This window comes from Bradyrhizobium manausense, from assembly GCF_018131105.1.
GTDB classification, from domain to species: domain Bacteria; phylum Pseudomonadota; class Alphaproteobacteria; order Rhizobiales; family Xanthobacteraceae; genus Bradyrhizobium; species Bradyrhizobium manausense_B.
In genome coordinates this window covers 744,607-761,078 of sequence record NZ_JAFCJI010000002.1, presented here as the reverse complement: position 1 = coordinate 761,078, position 16,472 = coordinate 744,607, and the positions used below count along the sequence as shown (strand labels likewise).

Sequence of the window (16,472 nt, the reverse complement as noted above, 5' to 3'; positions counted from 1 at the left end):
GTTTCAACACCAGACTGGATGGAGCCGTGCATGAGCAACATCAATCGCCGAACCCTGGTCAAGGGCTCGCTCGCCGCCGCACTCGCTGGAACGGCACTTTCGCGCGCGGCATTCGCTGACGCCGATCCGATCCTGCTCGGCGTCAGCGGTCCGCTGACGGGCCCGAATGCGCAATACGGCACGCAATGGAAGCAGGGCTTTGATCTCGCGCTGGACGAGATCCAGGCCGCCGGCGGCATCAACGGACGCAAGCTCGCTTATACGTTCGAAGACAGCCAGAGCGATCCGCGCCAGTCGGTGGCGATCGCGCAGAAGTTCGTCTCCGATCCCCGCATCGTCCTGGAGCTCGGTGATTTCTCCAGCACCGCCTCGATGGCGGCCTCGCCGATCTACCAGCGCGGCGGCCTCGTGCAGTTCGGCTTCACCAATTCGCATCCTGACTTCACCAAGGGCGGCGACTTCATGTGGAGCACGTCGGTCAGCCAGGCCGACGAGCAGCCGCTGCTGGCGCGATATGCCGTCAAGAGCCTCGGCCTCAAGAAGCTTGCGGTGCTGCACCTCAACACCGATTGGGGCCGTACCAGCCGCGACTATTTCAACAACGCCGCCAAGGAATATGGTGCGGAGATCGTCGTCACCGAAGGCTATATCCCCGAGGAGCGCGACTTCCGCTCCACGCTGGTGCGCGTGCGCGACGCCAATCCTGACGGCCTGGTCCTGATCTCCTATTATTCCGATGGTGCGCTGATCGCGCGGCAGGCGCGGCAGGTCGGGCTGAAGCAGGTGATCTGCGCCGCGAGCTCGGTCTATTCGCCGAAATTCCTCGAGCTCGGCGGCGACGCCGTCGAGGACGTCCATGTCGGCACGCGCTACTTCCCGGAGGACCCGCGGCCCGAGGTGCAGAAGTTCATCGCCGGCTTCAAGAAGAAGTACAACGGGCTCGAGCCCGACGCCTTCAACGCCTACGCCTATGACGCGATGAACATGGCCGCAGCCGTGGTGAGGATCGGCGGCGCCGATCGCAAGGCGATCCGCGATGCCTTTGCCAAGGTCAAGGACGTCCCGAGCGTGATCTTCGGCACCGCGACGTTCGACGTCGCGACCCGCCGCGTCAAGGGCGCGATGAATGCCGAGCTCGTCGTGCGCAAGGGCCAGTTCGCGCTTTGGGACGGCAAGCCGACCTGACATGATGGCCGGAGCGCTCGCGCCGGCCTTTTTCCCTTCATTAGGAACCCTGCGTGTCTTCCTGGCTCGACTACACCATCAACGGGCTGATCGTCGGTAACGTCTACGCCCTCGTTGCGGTCGGGCTCGCGCTGATCTTCGGCGTCAGCCGGCTGATCAACTTCGCGCAGGGCTCGATCTATCTCGTCGGCGCCTATATCGGCTGGGTCGCGGTGGTGCAGCTGCACACGCCACTGCCGCTGACCATCATCTTCGTTGCGGTGGTTGCCGCTCTGGTCGGGCTGATCATCGAGCGGTTCGGCCTGCGTCCCCTGCAGAACTCCGTGCGCATCGCGCCGCTGCTGGCGACGATCGGCATCAGCTTCGTGCTGGACCAGCTGGTGATGCTGACTTTCTCGCCCAATCCGCGCGCGTTGCCGAGCCAGTTGCCGGATGTGCGCTTCCAGGTCGGCGGCGGCACCATCGGCCCGCTCGATCTCCTGATCGCCGGCGTCGGCATCTCCAGCGCGCTCATGTTGTTCGTGTTCCTGCGCTATACCAAGCTCGGCTGGGCGGTGCGCGCCGCCTCGCAGGACCGCGACGCCGCGATGCAGATGGGCGTCGATGTCAACCGCGTCAATCAAACCGTGTTCGGCATTGCCGCCGCCCTCGGCGGCGTCTCCGGCCTTTTGGTCGGCATGTACTACAACCAGATCGACACCGCGATGAGCCTGCAGGCGACGCTCAAGGGCGTCGTCGCCGAGGTCGTCGGCGGCGCCGGCAATGTGCCAGGCGCAGTGGTCGGCAGCCTGTTGCTCGGACTGGTCGAGAGCTACGGCGTCGCCGTGTTCGGCACCAGCTACCGCAACCTGTTCGCCTTCCTGCTGCTGGTCGTCGTGCTGGTGCTGCGGCCGAACGGCCTGTTCGCGAGCGCCCGGCAGGCCCCGCCCGAGCCGCTCACCGGCACGTTCATCGCGCCGAGCCGACCGGTGCGGATTCCGCGCTGGGCGCTGCTGGTCGTGGCGGCCGTGTTTGCGATCCTGCCGCTGCTGCCGGTGTCGTTCTACATGCTGCAGACGCTGATCAACGCCTGGCTGCTTGGCATGCTCGCGCTCAGCCTGACGCTCGTCGCCGGCACGATCGGGCAGGTCTCGCTCGGTCACGCCGCGCTGCTCGCGATTGGCGCCTACACGTCCGCGCTGCTGTCGCTGACGTTAGCTGTCCCCGTCGGCCTTGCCATCATCGCCGGCGGCCTGATGAGCGCGGCGCTCGGCACCATCCTGATCTCGCCGTCGTTCCGCCTGCGCGGCCATTACGTCTCGATCGCGACGCTCGCGATCGGTGAAATCGTGTCGCTGGTGATCCTGAACTGGGAGAGCGTCACGCGTGGTCCGATTGGTATCTCCGGCATTCCGCCGCTGTCGCTGTTCGGCTACGAGCTGACCAGCCCGACATCGATCTACTGGTTCAGCTTTGCGGTGATGGTTGTGCTGGCGCTACTGCAGGCGCGCCTGCTCGGCTCGCATCTCGGTCGCAGTTTTCGCGCCATCCGCGACGACGACGTCGCCGCGCGCGCCTATGGCCTCAGCCTGAACCGCTACAAGTCGCTTGCCTTCATCTTCGGCGGGTTCGCTGCCGGTGTCAGTGGCGGCATCGCCGCGCATCTCTATTCCTACATCAACCACGAGACCTTCAACACGCAGCAATCCATCCTGGCGCTGACCGTCGTGATCCTCGGCGGCCTCGGCAACGTCGTCGGCGCCATCGTCGGCGCGGTGGCGCTGGTCGGCCTGCCCGAAGTCTTCCGGATCGCGGCGGAGTACCGCATCCTGATCTACGGCATCGTGCTGCTGCTGCTGGTCCGGTTCAGGCCGCAGGGCCTGTTGGGGACGATGTGATGGCGGAACCCGCGTCCATGCTGTCCCTGCGCGGACTGACGCGCCGTTTCGGTGGCCTCACCGCCGTCGACGCCATCGATCTCGACCTCGCCAAGGGCGAGCTGATCAGCATCATCGGCCCGAACGGCGCCGGCAAGACCACGCTGTTCAATCTCGTGACCGGGCTCGACCGGCCGGATGCGGGCACCGTCAGGTTCGAGGGGCAGGACATCACCGGCCTCTCGCCGGAACGGCTGGCGGCGCAAGGCATCGCGCGCACATTCCAGCTCGGCCGCGTCTTCGGCAATCTCAGCGTGATGGACAACGTCCTGATCGGCGCCCACACGCGCTTACGCGCCGTGAAGCCTGCGATGCCGGTGATCGGTCCGCTGCTCGAGCTGGGACTGGCGCTGCTGCGGCCCGCGAGCGTGAAGGCTGAGGAAGACCGCCTGCGCGAGGAAGTCAAAACCATTCTCGCCCGCTTCGGCGAGCGGCTGCTGCCGCGGATCGACCAGCCCGCCTACAGCCTGTCCTATGCCAATCGCCGCCGCGTCGAGATCGCGCGCGCTCTCGCACTGAAGCCGCGGCTCCTGCTGCTCGATGAACCCACCGCCGGCATGAACCCCAGCGAGACCGCGGAGATGCAGGCGCTCGTCGCCGAGCTGAAGGCGGAGGGGCTGACCATCCTCCTGATCGAGCACAAGCTGGAGATGGTGATGCGGCTCTCCGACCGCGTCATCGTCATGGACGAAGGCCAAAAGATCGCGGAAGGGCCGGGCGAAGAGGTGCGTGGCAATCCCAAGGTGATCGAGGCCTATCTCGGCCACGGTCTGTCGGGCGGACCAGAGCAGGAGAGCGCGGCATGACGACAAGCGCACCCGAACCTCTGCTGGCGCTGACTGACGTCAACACGTTCTACGGCCAGGCCCAGGTCCATTTCGACCTGTCGATCACGGTGGGTCGCGGCCACATCGTCTGCCTGCTCGGCGGCAATGCCAGCGGCAAGTCGACGACGATGAAGATCATTCTGGGCCTGGTGAAGCCACGCTCCGGCGAGGTGACGTTCGACGGCGCCTCGCTGCTCGGCCTCACCACGCCGCAGATCGTTCGCCGCGGCATCGCCTCGGTGCCGGAAGCGCGACGGCTGTTCGCGGACATGAGCGTCCGCGAGAACATCCTGATGGGTGCCTTCGTGCGCAATGATCGCGACGCGGTCGTGCAGGATCTCGACAGGATGCTGACGCTGTTCCCGAAGCTCGGCCAACGGTTGTCGCAGCGCGCGGGCTCCTTGTCCGGCGGCGAGCAGCAGATGGTCGCGATGGCGCGCGCGCTGATGAGCCGGCCCCGCCTGATCGTGATGGACGAGCCGACGATGGGCCTGTCGCCGCTCTATGTCGATCGCGTGCTGGAGCTGATCCGGACCATCAATCAGGAAGGCGTCTCGGTCTTCATGGTCGAGCAGAACGCCAGCCTCGCGCTCGAGATCGCGCACGAGGCCTATGTGCTTCAGACCGGCAAGATCGTGCTGTCGGGTTCGGCGCGGACGCTGAAGGACGACCCTCGCGTGCGCGACGCCTATCTCGGCGGGTCCGAGGCGGCGTAGGGCCGCCATGCGCGAAGACCGTTCCGATCGCCTGGGTTTGCACTGGTCAGTATGACTATCCTGTGAAAAGATCATACCGTTGGCACAATGGGGCGTGCGGCGGGAATGCGTGTCGTGACGAGATGGTCTGTGCGGGCGGCCGAGCCCGGTGTGGTGCTGCTGTTCGGCGGGCTCGTCGCCGCCAACGTTGCCGCATGGGCCTGGGCTTTCGCGGCGTTCGGCGACCGGCCTGCGGTGATGGCGACGGCGCTGCTCGCCTGGGTGTTCGGCCTGCGCCACGCCGTCGATGCCGACCACATCGCCGCCATCGACAACGTCGTGCGCAAGCTGATGCAGGCAGGCGATGCGCCGCGCAGTGTCGGCCTCTATTTTGCGCTCGGCCACTCCACTGTCGTTGTGGTCGCGACCATGCTGCTCGCGCTCGGAGTCGTCAGTCTTGGCGGCGACAGCCTGCTGAAGGATATCGGCAGCCTGGTCGGCACCTCGGTGTCGGCGCTGTTCCTGCTGGCGATCGCCGCCATCAACCTCGCCATCTTCGCCGGCCTGTGGCGGACGTTCCGCCTGGCGCGCGAGCAGGGCGTTCACGATGCCGCCGGGCTCGATGCGCTGCTCGCTCATCGTGGATTCCTGGCGCGCCTGCTCGGCCCGATGTTCCGCCTGGTGACGAGGCCCTGGCACATGTTTCCGCTCGGCCTCCTGTTCGGCCTCGGCTTCGACACCGCGACAGAGATCGGCCTGCTCAGCATCTCCGCGACCGAGGCCGCACGTGGTGCCTCGCTCGCCGATATCCTGGTCTTGCCCGCGCTGTTCGCGTCAGGCATGGCGCTGGTCGACACCGCCGACTCCGCGCTGATGGCGGGCGCCTATCGCTGGGCCCTCGTCGATCCCATGCGCAAGCTCTGGTACAACCTCACCATTACAGGCGCCTCCGTCGCAGTGGCGCTGTTCATCGGCGGCATCGAGGCGCTTGGTCTGATCAGCGATCGGCTCGGCCTGTCCGGCGGCGTTTGGACGCTGGTCGACGCCCTCAATGAGTCGCTCGGCAATGTCGGCTTTGCCGTGGTCGCGCTGTTCGTGATCGCGTGGCTCGTCTCGAGCGTGCTCTATCGCCGGATGTTCGCGGATTCGCGCGGTGCGACGCCGGATGGTCTCGATGCGACCGAGGCCGCCTGAGCGCTGCGTCGTTCTCGCGGCGCTCCCGGCTTTCGTCCTCGTCGCTGGCGAAGGCAAGCCGTTGGCGCAGAGCGAGCTGCCGCCGATCCAAATCATCGGCGGCGAGGCGCCGCATCGCAAGAAGCCTCCACCTCCGCGCCGCACAGCGAGACTGGCCACAGCGCCGCGCCATCTCGTCGCGCAGCCGCTGTCTGCTCCCGCAGGTGTCGCCTCCGGCGCCACGAGCGCGCCAAGCATGGCAAGCGAGCTCACCATCTCCGGCGAGGCGCTCAACGCACGCACCTTCACGCGGCCGGGAGAGGCGCTCGAAGCCGTGCCGGGGCTGATCGTCACCCAGCATTCCGGCGAGGGCAAAGCCAACCAGTATTTTCTGCGCGGCTATAATCTCGATCACGGCACTGATCTCGCCATCACCGTCGACGACGTTCCCGTCAATATGCGCACCCATGCGCATGGCCAGGGCTATGCCGACCTCAACTGGCTGATCCCCGAGACCATTGGCGCGATGGACGTGCGCAAGGGGCCGTACTTCGCCGACGAAGGCGATTTTGCCTCCGTCGGCAGCATCCATATCGGCCTGATCGATCGCACCGAAAAAGGCCTGGCGCAGGTCACAGTCGGCAGTTTCGGTTATCGCCGCCTGCTCGGTATGGACTCCACGAAGGTCAGCGATGGCTCGCTGCTCGTCGCCGGCGAGATCGGCACTTATAACGGTCCATGGGCCAATCCCGACAATGTCCGCAAGCTCAATGGCCTCCTGCGCTACAGCCAGGGCACCGCGACCGACGGCGTCTCCATCACCGGCATGGCCTATACGAACAAATGGAGTTCTACGGATCAGATCCCGCAGCGCGCGATCACGTCAGGCTTTCTCGACCGCTTCGGCTCGGAGGATCCGAGCGACGGCGGCAACACCAACCGCTTCGCGCTGTCAGGCCGCGTCGCACAGAGCGACGATCTCGGCTCCTGGAAAGCCAACGCCTATGTCGTGAAGAGCCAGCTCGATCTCTTCAATAATTTCACCTATTACCTCAATGATCCAGTGCTGGGCGACCAATTCCACCAGCACGACGATCGCCTGATGGCCAGCGCCAATATCTCGCGTACGCTGGACGGATCGTTCGCTGAACTGCCGATGCGGACCACCTTCGGCCTGCAATCGCGCTACGATGCGATCGATCTTGCGCTCTCCAACACGCTCCAGCGCGGTTTCCTGTCTAACATCCGCAGCGACAAGGTGGGCGAGGGCAGCGTCGGCATCTTTGCCGAGAACACCGTGCGTTGGACCGATTGGCTCCGCACCACAATCGGCTGGCGCGGCGACTATTACGCCGCCGATGTCACCTCGCTGTTCAACGCCAACAATTCCGGGCATGTCGATGCCTCACTCGGCAGCCCGAAATTCCGCATGGTGTTCGGCCCCTTCAACCAGACCGAATTTTTCCTCGGCGCTGGCTATGGCATGCACTCGAATGACGCCCGCGGCGCGACCACGACCGAAGACCCCGGCGATCCCGCCACAAAACTCTCGCCGTCGCCGCTGCTGGTGCGTACGCGCGGCGCGGAGGTTGGCGTGCGCAGCAGGATCATTCCCGGGCTCGACGCCTCGCTCAGCCTCTTCATCCTCGATCAGGATTCCGAGATTCTGTTCTCCGGCGATGCCGGTGACACCGAAGCGACGCGCGCCAGTCGCCGTTACGGCTTTGAATGGATCAGCCATTACCGCCCACGCTCCTGGATCGACATCGACGCCGATCTCGCGATGACGCATGCGCGCTTTCGCGGCACTGACAGCGACCAGGCCGCGGTCTATGCCTCGCTCGCCGGCTATCCCGAAGCGCAGATCGGCAACGCGCCCGGCAATTACATCCCGAATGCACCGCCGATGGTGGCGTCCGCCGGTATCACGATCGGCGAAAAGACCGGCTGGTTCGGCTCGTTGCGCTGGCGCTATCTGGCGGCGAGCCCGCTGACGGAAGACAATGCATTTCGTTCGTCAGCAACCAGCATTTTCAACGGCCGTTTTGGCTATCGCATCGACAATGGCTGGCGCATCCAGCTCGACGTGCTCAATCTCTTCAACGCGCAGGCGAACCAGATCACCTATGCCTATGGCTCGCTGCTCAAGACCGACACGCTCTACAATCTCTGCGCTGGCGGGGTCGCGCCGACCGCGGTTTGCCAGAACGGCGTGATGGATTACGTGCTGCACCCGGTCGAGCCGCTGACGTTCCGTCTGACGGTCGCAGGAGCGTTCTAGGCCGACGCCGCGTTCTGCATCGGCTCCGCCGGCTGATCATCCCCATTGGGGTCGCCCGGCGCGGTCGCCCAAGCCAATTCCACCAGCGTCACGAACCTGCGTCCGCCGCCGTCGACCTGGACCACGATCAGGCCCTGCTCCTCCATGTAGCCGAGGAGACGCTGGGCGCGGCGCAGCGAATGCGAGCCATAGGCGCGCGCGATCGCGGCATCGCCAGGACAGGGCCAGCCTTCTTTCGCGGCGCGCGCGATCATCATGAACACGCCCTGCATGTCGTCGGGCAGGATCGAGGCGCGCAGCGTCACCTCCTGCCAGGCATCGTCTTCGGCGATATCAGTGCCGAGACCTGCGCGCGCATGCGTCAGCATGCGACGGAATTCGCCGAGGTCGGGCACGGACGCGCCGAGACCTTCGATGCGGCAGCGGACCACGAACTCCTGGTAGAGCACGCCGATGGCGCGGAAGCCGGCATCAGGCGCGGCCAGCACGGCGCGCAAGGTACGGTCGACACGCTCGCGCCGCTCGGCAAGCTCCTCGGCACTGACCGGAACCTCGACCACTTCAGGGCTGATCTCGGGCGCTGCCGCCTTGGCCGCGCGGAGTTGCTCGAGCAGATCAGGTGCAGGCCGCCGCTGCGGCCGGCTGGCATCCGGCGGCGGTGCAGCCAGAATCACTGCGCGCATATCTTCCGTCGCTGCCTCCGGCAGCGGCATCAGCCGCGGCGTCGAATTGCGCGGGGAGGTCGCGGTCGGGCCGATGTTGAGCCGCAACGGACGGCGCGACAGCGCGGGTCCCAGCGCCATGAATTGTCCGCGTTCGAGATCGCGAAAGGCTTCCGCCTGCCGCCGCTCCATGCCGAGCAGATCGGCGGCGCGGGCCATGTCGATGTCGAGGAAGGTCCGGCCCATCAGGAAGTTCGAGGCTTCGGCCGCGACGTTCTTGGCGAGCTTTGCCAGACGTTGCGTCGCGATGATGCCGGCGAGGCCGCGCTTGCGGCCGCGGCACATCAGATTGGTCATGGCACTGAGCGACAGCTTTCGCGCCTCGTCCGAGACTTCGCCGGCGACCGCCGGCGCGAACAGTTGCGCCTCGTCGACCACCACCAGCATCGGGTACCAATGGTCGCGCTCGACGTCGAACATGCCGCCGAGGAAGGCGGCCGCGCGCCGCATCTGATTCTCGGCGTCCAGCCCTTCGAGATTGAGCACGGTGGAGACACGATGCAGGCGGGCGCGTTCGCCCGCGACCTGCAGGCCGCGCTCGGTGTGATCCTCGGCGTCGATCACCAGATGGCCGAATCGCTCTGCCAGGGTGACGAAATCGCCTTCGGGGTCGATGATGGCCTGCTGCACCCAGGGCGCGCTCTGCTCGAGCAGGCGCCTCAGCAGATGCGACTTGCCGGAGCCGGAATTGCCCTGCACCAGAAGACGGGTCGCCAGGAGTTCCTCGAGGTCCATGGCCGCCCCGGCGCCCGCCGTGGTCAGCCCCATCTCGATCGCAACCGTCATGTCCCCGACTCAAGCCCCGTCATTCGCGGCAAGGGACTTATCAATCGGATCGGGATGCGTCGAGCGAAACACGTGGGAACACACTGCGTTGCCCACGGCGGAATTTCAGCCGGGATTTGAAAGCTGTAGAAGTGCGGGCTGGAATCAAGTCGGGATCAACGACGCCGCGTATTTCGGCTAAGCCGCAATTTTGCGAGGAACCGGTTCGCTGGCCGCTATCCGTGTGACGGAATGTCCGGTGGCCTTGTATGCATTATCCCAGTTGCCATCTCCGACCGGTTTGTCTTAGATGTTGCAATGCACCCGCGCGGATGACGGCCGGGGCTCAAAAATCACACAAGATATCGAGGGGACGAACATGGCGCGCAACGTTCTGATTCTGGGTGCTTCCTATGGCTCCCTGCTGGGCACCAAGCTCCTGATGGCCGGGCATAACGTGACCCTGGTCTGCCGCGCCAAGACCGCGGAGCTGATCAACCGCGACGGGACCGAGGTGCGCATCAAGCTGCGCGACGAGGCGGTGCATCGCGCCATCTTCTCGCGCAACCTGCCGGGCAGGCTCGACGCGGTGACGCCTCAGACTGTCGACGTCTCTCGCTACGACATGGTCGGCCTGGCGATGCAGGAGCCGCAATATACCAATCACACGGTCCGCATGCTCATGGTCAAGATCGCCGCGGCGAAGCTGCCGTGCCTCTCGATCATGAACATGCCACCGCTGCCTTATCTCAAGCGCATCCCGACACTCGCCGACATGGATCTCGAGGAAGCCTACACCAATGCGCAGGTGTGGGAGCGATTTGAGCCGGGACTGGTGACGCTGTGCTCGCCCGATCCGCAGGCCTTCCGTCCGCCGGAGGAGGCGGCGAACGTGCTCCATGTCGGCCTCCCCACCAACTTCAAGGCGTCGGCCTTCGCCGACGAGAAGCACAACAAGGTGCTGCGCGAGCTCGAAGCCGACATCGATGCTGTGACGCTCGACGGCAAGGACGTGCCGGTGAAGCTGAAGGTATTCGACTCGCTATTCGTCCCGCTGGCGAAATGGTCGATGCTGCTCACCGGCAACTATCGCTGCATCACGCCGAACGAGCCGCAGTCGATCCGCGATGCCGTGCACGGCGATCTCGCACGCTCGCAGACGATCTATGACCATGTCGACACCATCGCCCGCCGTCTCGGCGCCGATCCCGAGGACCAGGTGCCGTTCGCGAAATACGCCAAGGCCGCGGAAAGCCTGCTGAAGCCCTCGTCGGCCGCGCGCGCGGTCGCGAGCGGCGCGCCCTTCATCGAGCGCGTCGACCTTCTCGTGAAGCTGATCTCGCATCAGCTCGGCGCGCCCAATGTCGAGATCGACCGCACGGTCGAGACCGTCGACCAGAAGCTCAACGAAAAAATCGTGCAGGGCGGATCGGGCGCGGAGTAACGGCTGCCCGACGGGCAAAACACCGCGAAGGCTGTCAATCTGTCTCCGTAAAAATATTCCACTTTACCGAAATTCGGAAATGGCGTAGGTATCGCTCATCCCGGCTCATCCTCGAGGGGCGATCGTACGTCGTCACGAATTGCGAGCCGGGCTTGCGGTGGACGCGGCAGCGTCGGCACGAGGGGTGCGGGCAGGGCGGGTAGTCCCTGTGAGTCCGAGACCGCGTGCGGACGAACGGCGCTGTGAAGTTCGTCTCGCCAACATTTTTCCCGCAACGTCGACAGCGCGGGAAAACCCTTGTGGCGCCAACGAACGTGCGTACGGCAAAACCGTGTGGTCCCGGCCGTCGTCGCTACGGTCAAGCTTTCGCGGAGGTGTGGAGCGTCCAACCGGATCAACCACATCGTCAATTCGCGAGGCGAGGGAGGCCAGAAGGAATTCGGCTCCCGGGAGAGCACGGCATAAGCCGTCAACCCATCGCGCAGGGAAGGCCGTGTGTTGGGCTTCACCTGTATGCTGCTGTGCGGTCTTTCACTGCGCTACATCTCGCGCAGCGGACCGCGGGTGCCAGCCGGCACCCGGCCTTCCCTGCGCCCTCCTGGACAAGAGGGTAAAGAGATCAAGCAAAGCTCGGGCGAAACGCGCCGCGAGAACGCGAAGGCGTGTCTGAATGTTGAAACACGGTTTTGAGAATGGCGATGTCGCCCCTTGCGACGCAATGCGGTGACGCGGTTAAATCGGGCACGTGATCGGATCGGGAACCTCAAGAGTGTTGTCGGGAAACGTGCAAGCCGCACCATTCAACGTCAAACGCGCAGCACTGGCCGCCACCGTCGGCAACATGCTCGAGTTCTATGATTTCATCACCTACAGCTTCTTCGCGATCCAGATCGGCCACACCTTCTTTCCGACCGGAAGCGAGTACGGCAGCCTGATGCTGTCGCTGGCGACGTTCGGCGCCGGCTTCGTGACGCGGCCGATCGGCGGCGTGGTCCTCGGCATCTATTCCGACCGGATCGGCCGGCGGCCCGCCATGCTGGTGAGCTTCGCGCTGATGGGGGCGGCGATCCTGACCATCACGTTCACGCCGTCCTACAATTCGATCGGGCTCGCTGCGCCGATCATCGTGATCGCGGCCCGCATGGTGCAGGGCTTTGCGCTCGGCGGCGAGGTCGGGCCGACCACCGCCTATCTGATCGAGATCGCACCGATCGAGCACCGGGCGCTGGTGGTGGCATGGCAACCGGCGAGCCAGGAGATTGCAGCCACCGCCGGGGCGCTGGTCGGTGTCATCCTCAGCAAGATGATGGCGCCGGAGATGCTGGATCTCTATGGCTGGCGGGTTGCCTTTCTGATCGGCGCAGTCTGTCTGCCGTTCGGCGTCTGGATGCGCCGAACCCTGCCGGAGACGGTCCCCCAGGCGGAAGCCGGCGTCGCGGCGACGGAAAGCACGGGCCATCTCTCGCAGGCCCGCCGCCACACCGGCCTGATCGTGCTGGCGCTGATGGTTCTGGCAAGCGGCACGATCTCGACCTACGTCACGCAATACATGACGACCTATGCGCAGAACACGCTGCATGTCTCGTCGACGCTCGCCTTCGGAGTTTCGCTGGTCAGCAACGCCATTCAGTTTGCTGGCGCGCTGGTCGGCGGCTGGCTCGCCGATCGTCTTGGCCGCAAGCCCGTGATGATCTGGCCGCAGCTTGCCACGCTGCTGCTGACCTATCCGGTCTTCCTGTGGATCGTTCATGCGCCCGGCACGCTGTCGCTGCTGGTTGGTTTCGGCGTGCTCTCGGTCATCGGTTCACTGCCGTTCACGGCCTTCTATGCGACCTTCACCGAGGCGCTGCCCCAAAGCATTCGCGGCGGCGTGTTCGCCACCGTCTACGCGGTCGCGATCGCGAGCTTTGGCGGTACCGCGCAGCTCGTCGTAACCTGGCTGCTGCATGTCACCGGCGATCCGCTGGCGCCGGCCTGGTACCTGCTGCTTGCCGGAATTGTCGGACTTGTCGCAATGAGCCTGCTGCCGGAGACCGCGCCGGGCAGGATCCGCAACGTCTGACCGGCGAAAGCTCGCAGGCTGGTGATTTGCGTTTCGCCGGCAATTATTGGCGAATGCCCCGCCTGAACGATCAAGGTTAGGAATCAGGAAGGATCGACCAATGAGCATCGAAACCACCATGACGGCCGACGTGGTCGGGTTGACGAAAGTCGCCCCGGTCTCGCGTCGCGGATTCATGAGCGCCACTGCGGCCGTCGCCGCCGGCTATACGCTTGCGGCAGGTCCCGTCCGCGCCGAGGTGATCACGACCGACACCAGCGGTCTTCAGGCCGGCGACGCCAAGATCAAGGTCGGTTCCGCGGAGATGCCGGCTTATTTCGCCCGACCGGCCGGGAACACCAAGGCTCCTGTGATCATCGTCGCGATGGAGATCTTTGGCCTGCACGAATACATCAAGGACGTAACGCGGCGCCTCGCCAAGCTCGGCGCCTTCGCGGTTGCGCCCGACTATTACTTCCGCAAGGGCAGCGATCTCACCAAGATCACCGACATCAAGGACCTGTTGACGATCGTCAACGCCAAGCCGGATGCCGAGCTGCTGTCCGATCTCGACGCGACTGCGGCCTGGGCGGGATCGCAGGGCGGCGACACCGCCAAGCTCGGCATCATCGGCTTCTGCCGCGGCGGCCGCACGGTCTGGGAGTATGCCGCCCACAGCGGCATGCTCAAGGCCGGGGTCGCCTTCTATGGTCCGCCGGTCGATGCGCCCAATCCGCTCTGGCCGAAGAGCCCGCTCCAGCTCGCGCCCGAGATGAAGGCGCCGGTGCTTGGTCTCTATGGCGGCGCCGATACCGGCATTCCCGTCGCCCAGGTCGAGCAGTTCAAGGCGGCGCTCGCGCAGAACAAGAAGACGGCCGAGTTCAAGATCTATCCCGACGCGCCGCACGGCTTCCATGCCGACTACCGCAGCAGCTACCGCAAGGACGCGGCAGAAGACGCCTGGAAGCAGGCGCAAGCCTGGTTCAAGAAATACGGTGTGTTGAGCTGACACTGGATGTAGGAGAGGGCGGCCGGATCCGCCGCCCTCTCGCTGTCAAGCCGCGTGAGTCCCATCTTCGGCGCGCCACAGTGCATCAAGGCCATGCCGATAGGTCGGATGGACAAGCGCGACGCCAAGCTCGCGCTTCAATCTTGCATTGGAGACGCGGGCGCTGCTGGCATAGAAGCTGCGCGCCATCGGCGACATCTCGGCCGTCGAGAACGCTTCGTCGGCGGGCGGTGCAATGCCCATGAGCTGCGCGGCATAGGTGATCACGTCCTGCGGCGGCGTGGGCTCGTCGTCGCAGACGTTCCAGGTGCCGCAGCCCTGATGGCTGATCGCTGCCATGATGGCGCTCGCGATGTCGTCGACATGAATGCGGTTGAAGACCTGGCCGGGCTTGATGATGCGGCGTGCCCTACCGCTGCGCAGCGTCACCAGCGCGTTGCGGCCGGGACCGTAGATGCCGGCAAGCCGCAGGATCGCGACGTCCCCGTGCGCCGTCTCCGTCCAGGCTTGTTCCGCGGCGACCCGCATCCGCGCGCGATCGAGGGAAGATTGCGGTGGTGTGCTCTCATCGACCCATCCGCCGGCGTGATCACCGTAGACGCCGATGGTGGAGAGATAAACGACCTTGCGGCGGCCCGCCGCCATCACATCGCCGAGCGCGGCGAGCGCGGGATCGCCAAGGGGGCCGGGCGGGATGGAGACGATGAGGACATCGGACTCGCGGATACGGTCGATCGTGGCATCCGCCGGACGGCTGCCGGAAAAGCCATGCAGCTCGATCCCGGCGAGGTCGTTCCGCGTCGCGGGATCGCGCACCGTGCCGGCGACATGCGAGAAGCTGCCGCCGAACTTGCGGACGAAATGCAGGGCGCTATAGCCGAGGCCGAGGATGAAGAGTCGCATGCGTTTCCCGTGCTGGGTCCGAGTTCCCGGTCGCGCGCGCGCGGCGCGCCCACGCTCATAAGAGATTTTTGGGTCCGGCAAAAGATATTGCGATTTTACTCGCCGGCCGCCTCGGGCGATGGTCGCCTGTCACAGGGAGGCGCGGATCATGCCGGCGGAAGCGATCGCTGCAGCGGATGCGGCAGAGCTGATCTGGAACGCGGCGGCGCTGATCCTCGATGTCGACGGGACCCTCGCCGAGACCGAGGAGCTGCATCGGCGGGCCTTCAACCACGCCTTCGCCCGTCGGGAGCTCGACTGGCATTGGGACCGCGCCATCTACAAGGATTTGCTGCGGGTGACCGGCGGCAAGGAGCGCATCCGCGCCTTCCACGCCAGGCAGTGGATTGCACCGCCGTTGTCGGACGCTGATATCGCCGAGCTTCACCGCATCAAGACGGCGCATTACGCCGAGCTGGTCGAGACCGGCTGCTGCCCTTTGCGGCCCGGCGTGCGGGACCTGCTCGCGGCCGCAAAGGGGCGCGGCCAGCGGCTGGCGATTGCGACGACGACCTCGCACGGCAATATCGATGCGCTGCTGTCGCAGGCACTGGGGCCGCGCTGGGCCGCGGACTTCGATGCGATCGTTGCCGGCGACGATGTCAGGCACAAGAAGCCGGCGCCGGACGTCTATCTCGAGATTCTGGCGCGACTGAAGCTGTCGCCTTCGGATTGCCTCGCGATCGAGGATTCTGCGAATGGGCTGGTTGCAGCCTCGCAGGCGGGCATTCCCGTGCTCATCACCCGCAGCATGTATTTCCGCGATGATGATTTCCGGGACGCCCGGTGCGTGCTGGATGATCTCGAGGAGCTCGGATAGGGTCAGTGTACCCGGTGGCTTGCTCGGTCGTCCTCTGCCTGCTCGACGATCTGTGCGATCGGGCTCGACTGGTGATGCACCAGCCTCCAGCCGTCGCCGACGCGGCGGAAATGGTTGGCGGCGGCGAGCGCAGTGCCATCGACGATTTCGATGCAGAGCACACGGGCACTGTCGCCGTCGACGATCGCCTGCGGCTCGGCACAGACGATTTGCGGCCTCTCAGGGCTCTGCAGGATGTCGCGCCAGCTGCCGATCACGGTGGCATGGCCGACGATCGCAGGCCAGCCGGGATGAATGCAGGAAATGGCATCGTCATCCGCCCACATCTGCTTCATGCCGTCAAAATCGCCCGTCGAGAAGGCGGCGTAGAAAGCCGCGTTCGCGGCGATGACCTCGTTGTCCTTTGCCATGCCTCTCGGGTGGGCCAACGGCAGGCAAAAATCAAGCGCGACTTCTGTCCGACTTTGAACGCAGTGCAGCATCGCTGCCCAGTTTGTAATCATGCCGAAACGAGTGTCGCTACCGCACGCCGCGCACCTTCCTTGTAGAAGCTGCCGGGCTTGAATTCATGATCGCGGTGGAATTGATTGGGGCCGGCTGGCGCTCGACCGCTCGCAGAGCGTCAAGGTCGTGCTGACCGCCAATTGATTGG

Annotated in this window: 13 protein-coding genes; 10 read left to right on the top strand and 3 right to left on the bottom strand. The window is 65.3% G+C overall.

All coding sequences use genetic code 11. From position 1 onward, the window contains the following. Positions 1-30: 30 nt before the first annotated feature. The 6 genes from JQ631_RS23830 to JQ631_RS23805 all read left to right on the top strand — a co-directional run bounded on the left by JQ631_RS23830 (position 31) and on the right by JQ631_RS23805 (position 8,077). Positions 31-1,185 carry an ABC transporter substrate-binding protein gene (locus JQ631_RS23830; protein ID WP_212329908.1) on the top strand — a complete coding sequence of 385 codons (1,155 nt, stop codon included), beginning with the start codon at positions 31-33 and terminating at the stop codon, positions 1,183-1,185. Positions 1,186-1,238: 53 nt separating this feature from the next. Continuing rightward, positions 1,239-3,062 carry an ABC transporter permease gene (locus JQ631_RS23825; protein ID WP_212329906.1) on the top strand — a complete coding sequence of 608 codons (1,824 nt, stop codon included), beginning with the start codon at positions 1,239-1,241 and terminating at the stop codon, positions 3,060-3,062. Then, entirely contained in the window at positions 3,062-3,907 is an 846-nt protein-coding gene (locus JQ631_RS23820) for an ABC transporter ATP-binding protein (protein WP_212329897.1), read from the top strand. The genes JQ631_RS23825 and JQ631_RS23820 overlap by 1 nt, the downstream gene beginning before the upstream one ends. Next, on the top strand, positions 3,904-4,644 hold the full coding sequence (locus tag JQ631_RS23815; RefSeq protein WP_212329895.1) for an ABC transporter ATP-binding protein: 741 nt from the start codon (positions 3,904-3,906) through the stop codon (positions 4,642-4,644). The genes JQ631_RS23820 and JQ631_RS23815 overlap by 4 nt, the downstream gene beginning before the upstream one ends. A 105-nt stretch (positions 4,645-4,749) precedes the next feature. Beyond that, positions 4,750-5,817 (top strand): HoxN/HupN/NixA family nickel/cobalt transporter, encoded by a 1,068-nt coding sequence (locus tag JQ631_RS23810; protein ID WP_212329893.1) that lies wholly within the window; start codon positions 4,750-4,752, stop codon positions 5,815-5,817. Next, a complete protein-coding gene (locus JQ631_RS23805; protein ID WP_433995525.1) occupies positions 5,798-8,077 on the top strand; it encodes a TonB-dependent receptor in 2,280 nt (759 codons plus the stop codon). The genes JQ631_RS23810 and JQ631_RS23805 overlap by 20 nt, the downstream gene beginning before the upstream one ends. Here the strand turns inward: JQ631_RS23805 and JQ631_RS23800 are convergent. After that, positions 8,074-9,585, bottom strand: a complete 1,512-nt coding sequence (locus JQ631_RS23800) for a helicase HerA domain-containing protein (RefSeq protein WP_212329891.1) — start codon at positions 9,583-9,585, stop codon at positions 8,074-8,076. The two genes, JQ631_RS23805 and JQ631_RS23800, sit on opposite strands and share 4 nt — an antisense overlap. 358 nt (positions 9,586-9,943) lie before the next feature. On the opposite strand from JQ631_RS23800, the gene JQ631_RS23795 reads away from it, so the two are divergent. From JQ631_RS23795 to JQ631_RS23785, 3 genes are all read left to right on the top strand, one after another. Then, entirely contained in the window at positions 9,944-11,008 is a 1,065-nt protein-coding gene (locus JQ631_RS23795) for a ketopantoate reductase family protein (RefSeq protein ID WP_212329889.1), read from the top strand. 841 nt (positions 11,009-11,849) lie between these two features. Next, positions 11,850-13,070: an MFS transporter gene (locus tag JQ631_RS23790; RefSeq protein WP_249161028.1), complete on the top strand. Its 1,221-nt coding sequence runs from the start codon at positions 11,850-11,852 to the stop codon at positions 13,068-13,070. Positions 13,071-13,170: 100 nt separating this feature from the next. Then, positions 13,171-14,058 (top strand): dienelactone hydrolase family protein, encoded by an 888-nt coding sequence (locus JQ631_RS23785; protein ID WP_212329887.1) that lies wholly within the window; start codon positions 13,171-13,173, stop codon positions 14,056-14,058. 45 nt (positions 14,059-14,103) lie between these two features. Here the strand turns inward: JQ631_RS23785 and JQ631_RS23780 are convergent, their stop codons facing one another. Then, entirely contained in the window at positions 14,104-14,961 is an 858-nt protein-coding gene (locus JQ631_RS23780; protein WP_212329885.1) for an SDR family oxidoreductase, read from the bottom strand. Positions 14,962-15,109: 148 nt separating this feature from the next. Between JQ631_RS23780 and JQ631_RS23775 the strand changes: the two genes are divergently transcribed. Further along, complete coding sequence (locus JQ631_RS23775) at positions 15,110-15,820, top strand: HAD family hydrolase (RefSeq protein ID WP_212329883.1); 711 nt, start codon at positions 15,110-15,112, stop codon at positions 15,818-15,820. A gap of 2 nt (positions 15,821-15,822) precedes the next feature. On the opposite strand, the gene JQ631_RS23770 is transcribed toward JQ631_RS23775, so the two are convergent. After that, positions 15,823-16,230 (bottom strand): nuclear transport factor 2 family protein, encoded by a 408-nt coding sequence (locus tag JQ631_RS23770; protein ID WP_212329880.1) that lies wholly within the window; start codon positions 16,228-16,230, stop codon positions 15,823-15,825. Between the last annotated feature and the right edge of the window lie 242 nt (positions 16,231-16,472).

Bases quoted from the DNA above. Each gene is read 5' to 3' on its own strand.
- JQ631_RS23830 (WP_212329908.1), top strand. From the start codon at position 31: ATGAGCAACATCAATCGCCGAACCCTGGTCAAGGGCTCGCTCGCCGCC.
- JQ631_RS23820 (WP_212329897.1), top strand. From the start codon at position 3,062: ATGGCGGAACCCGCGTCCATGCTGTCCCTGCGCGGACTGACGCGCCGT.
- JQ631_RS23815 (WP_212329895.1), top strand. From the start codon at position 3,904: ATGACGACAAGCGCACCCGAACCTCTGCTGGCGCTGACTGACGTCAAC.
- JQ631_RS23810 (WP_212329893.1), top strand. From the start codon at position 4,750: ATGCGTGTCGTGACGAGATGGTCTGTGCGGGCGGCCGAGCCCGGTGTG.
- JQ631_RS23805 (WP_433995525.1), top strand. From the start codon at position 5,798: ATGCGACCGAGGCCGCCTGAGCGCTGCGTCGTTCTCGCGGCGCTCCCG.
- JQ631_RS23800 (WP_212329891.1), bottom strand. From the start codon at position 9,585: ATGACGGTTGCGATCGAGATGGGGCTGACCACGGCGGGCGCCGGGGCG.
- JQ631_RS23795 (WP_212329889.1), top strand. From the start codon at position 9,944: ATGGCGCGCAACGTTCTGATTCTGGGTGCTTCCTATGGCTCCCTGCTG.
- JQ631_RS23790 (WP_249161028.1), top strand. From the start codon at position 11,850: ATGCTCGAGTTCTATGATTTCATCACCTACAGCTTCTTCGCGATCCAG.
- JQ631_RS23785 (WP_212329887.1), top strand. From the start codon at position 13,171: ATGAGCATCGAAACCACCATGACGGCCGACGTGGTCGGGTTGACGAAA.
- JQ631_RS23780 (WP_212329885.1), bottom strand. From the start codon at position 14,961: ATGCGACTCTTCATCCTCGGCCTCGGCTATAGCGCCCTGCATTTCGTC.
- JQ631_RS23775 (WP_212329883.1), top strand. From the start codon at position 15,110: ATGCCGGCGGAAGCGATCGCTGCAGCGGATGCGGCAGAGCTGATCTGG.
- JQ631_RS23770 (WP_212329880.1), bottom strand. From the start codon at position 16,230: ATGGCAAAGGACAACGAGGTCATCGCCGCGAACGCGGCTTTCTACGCC.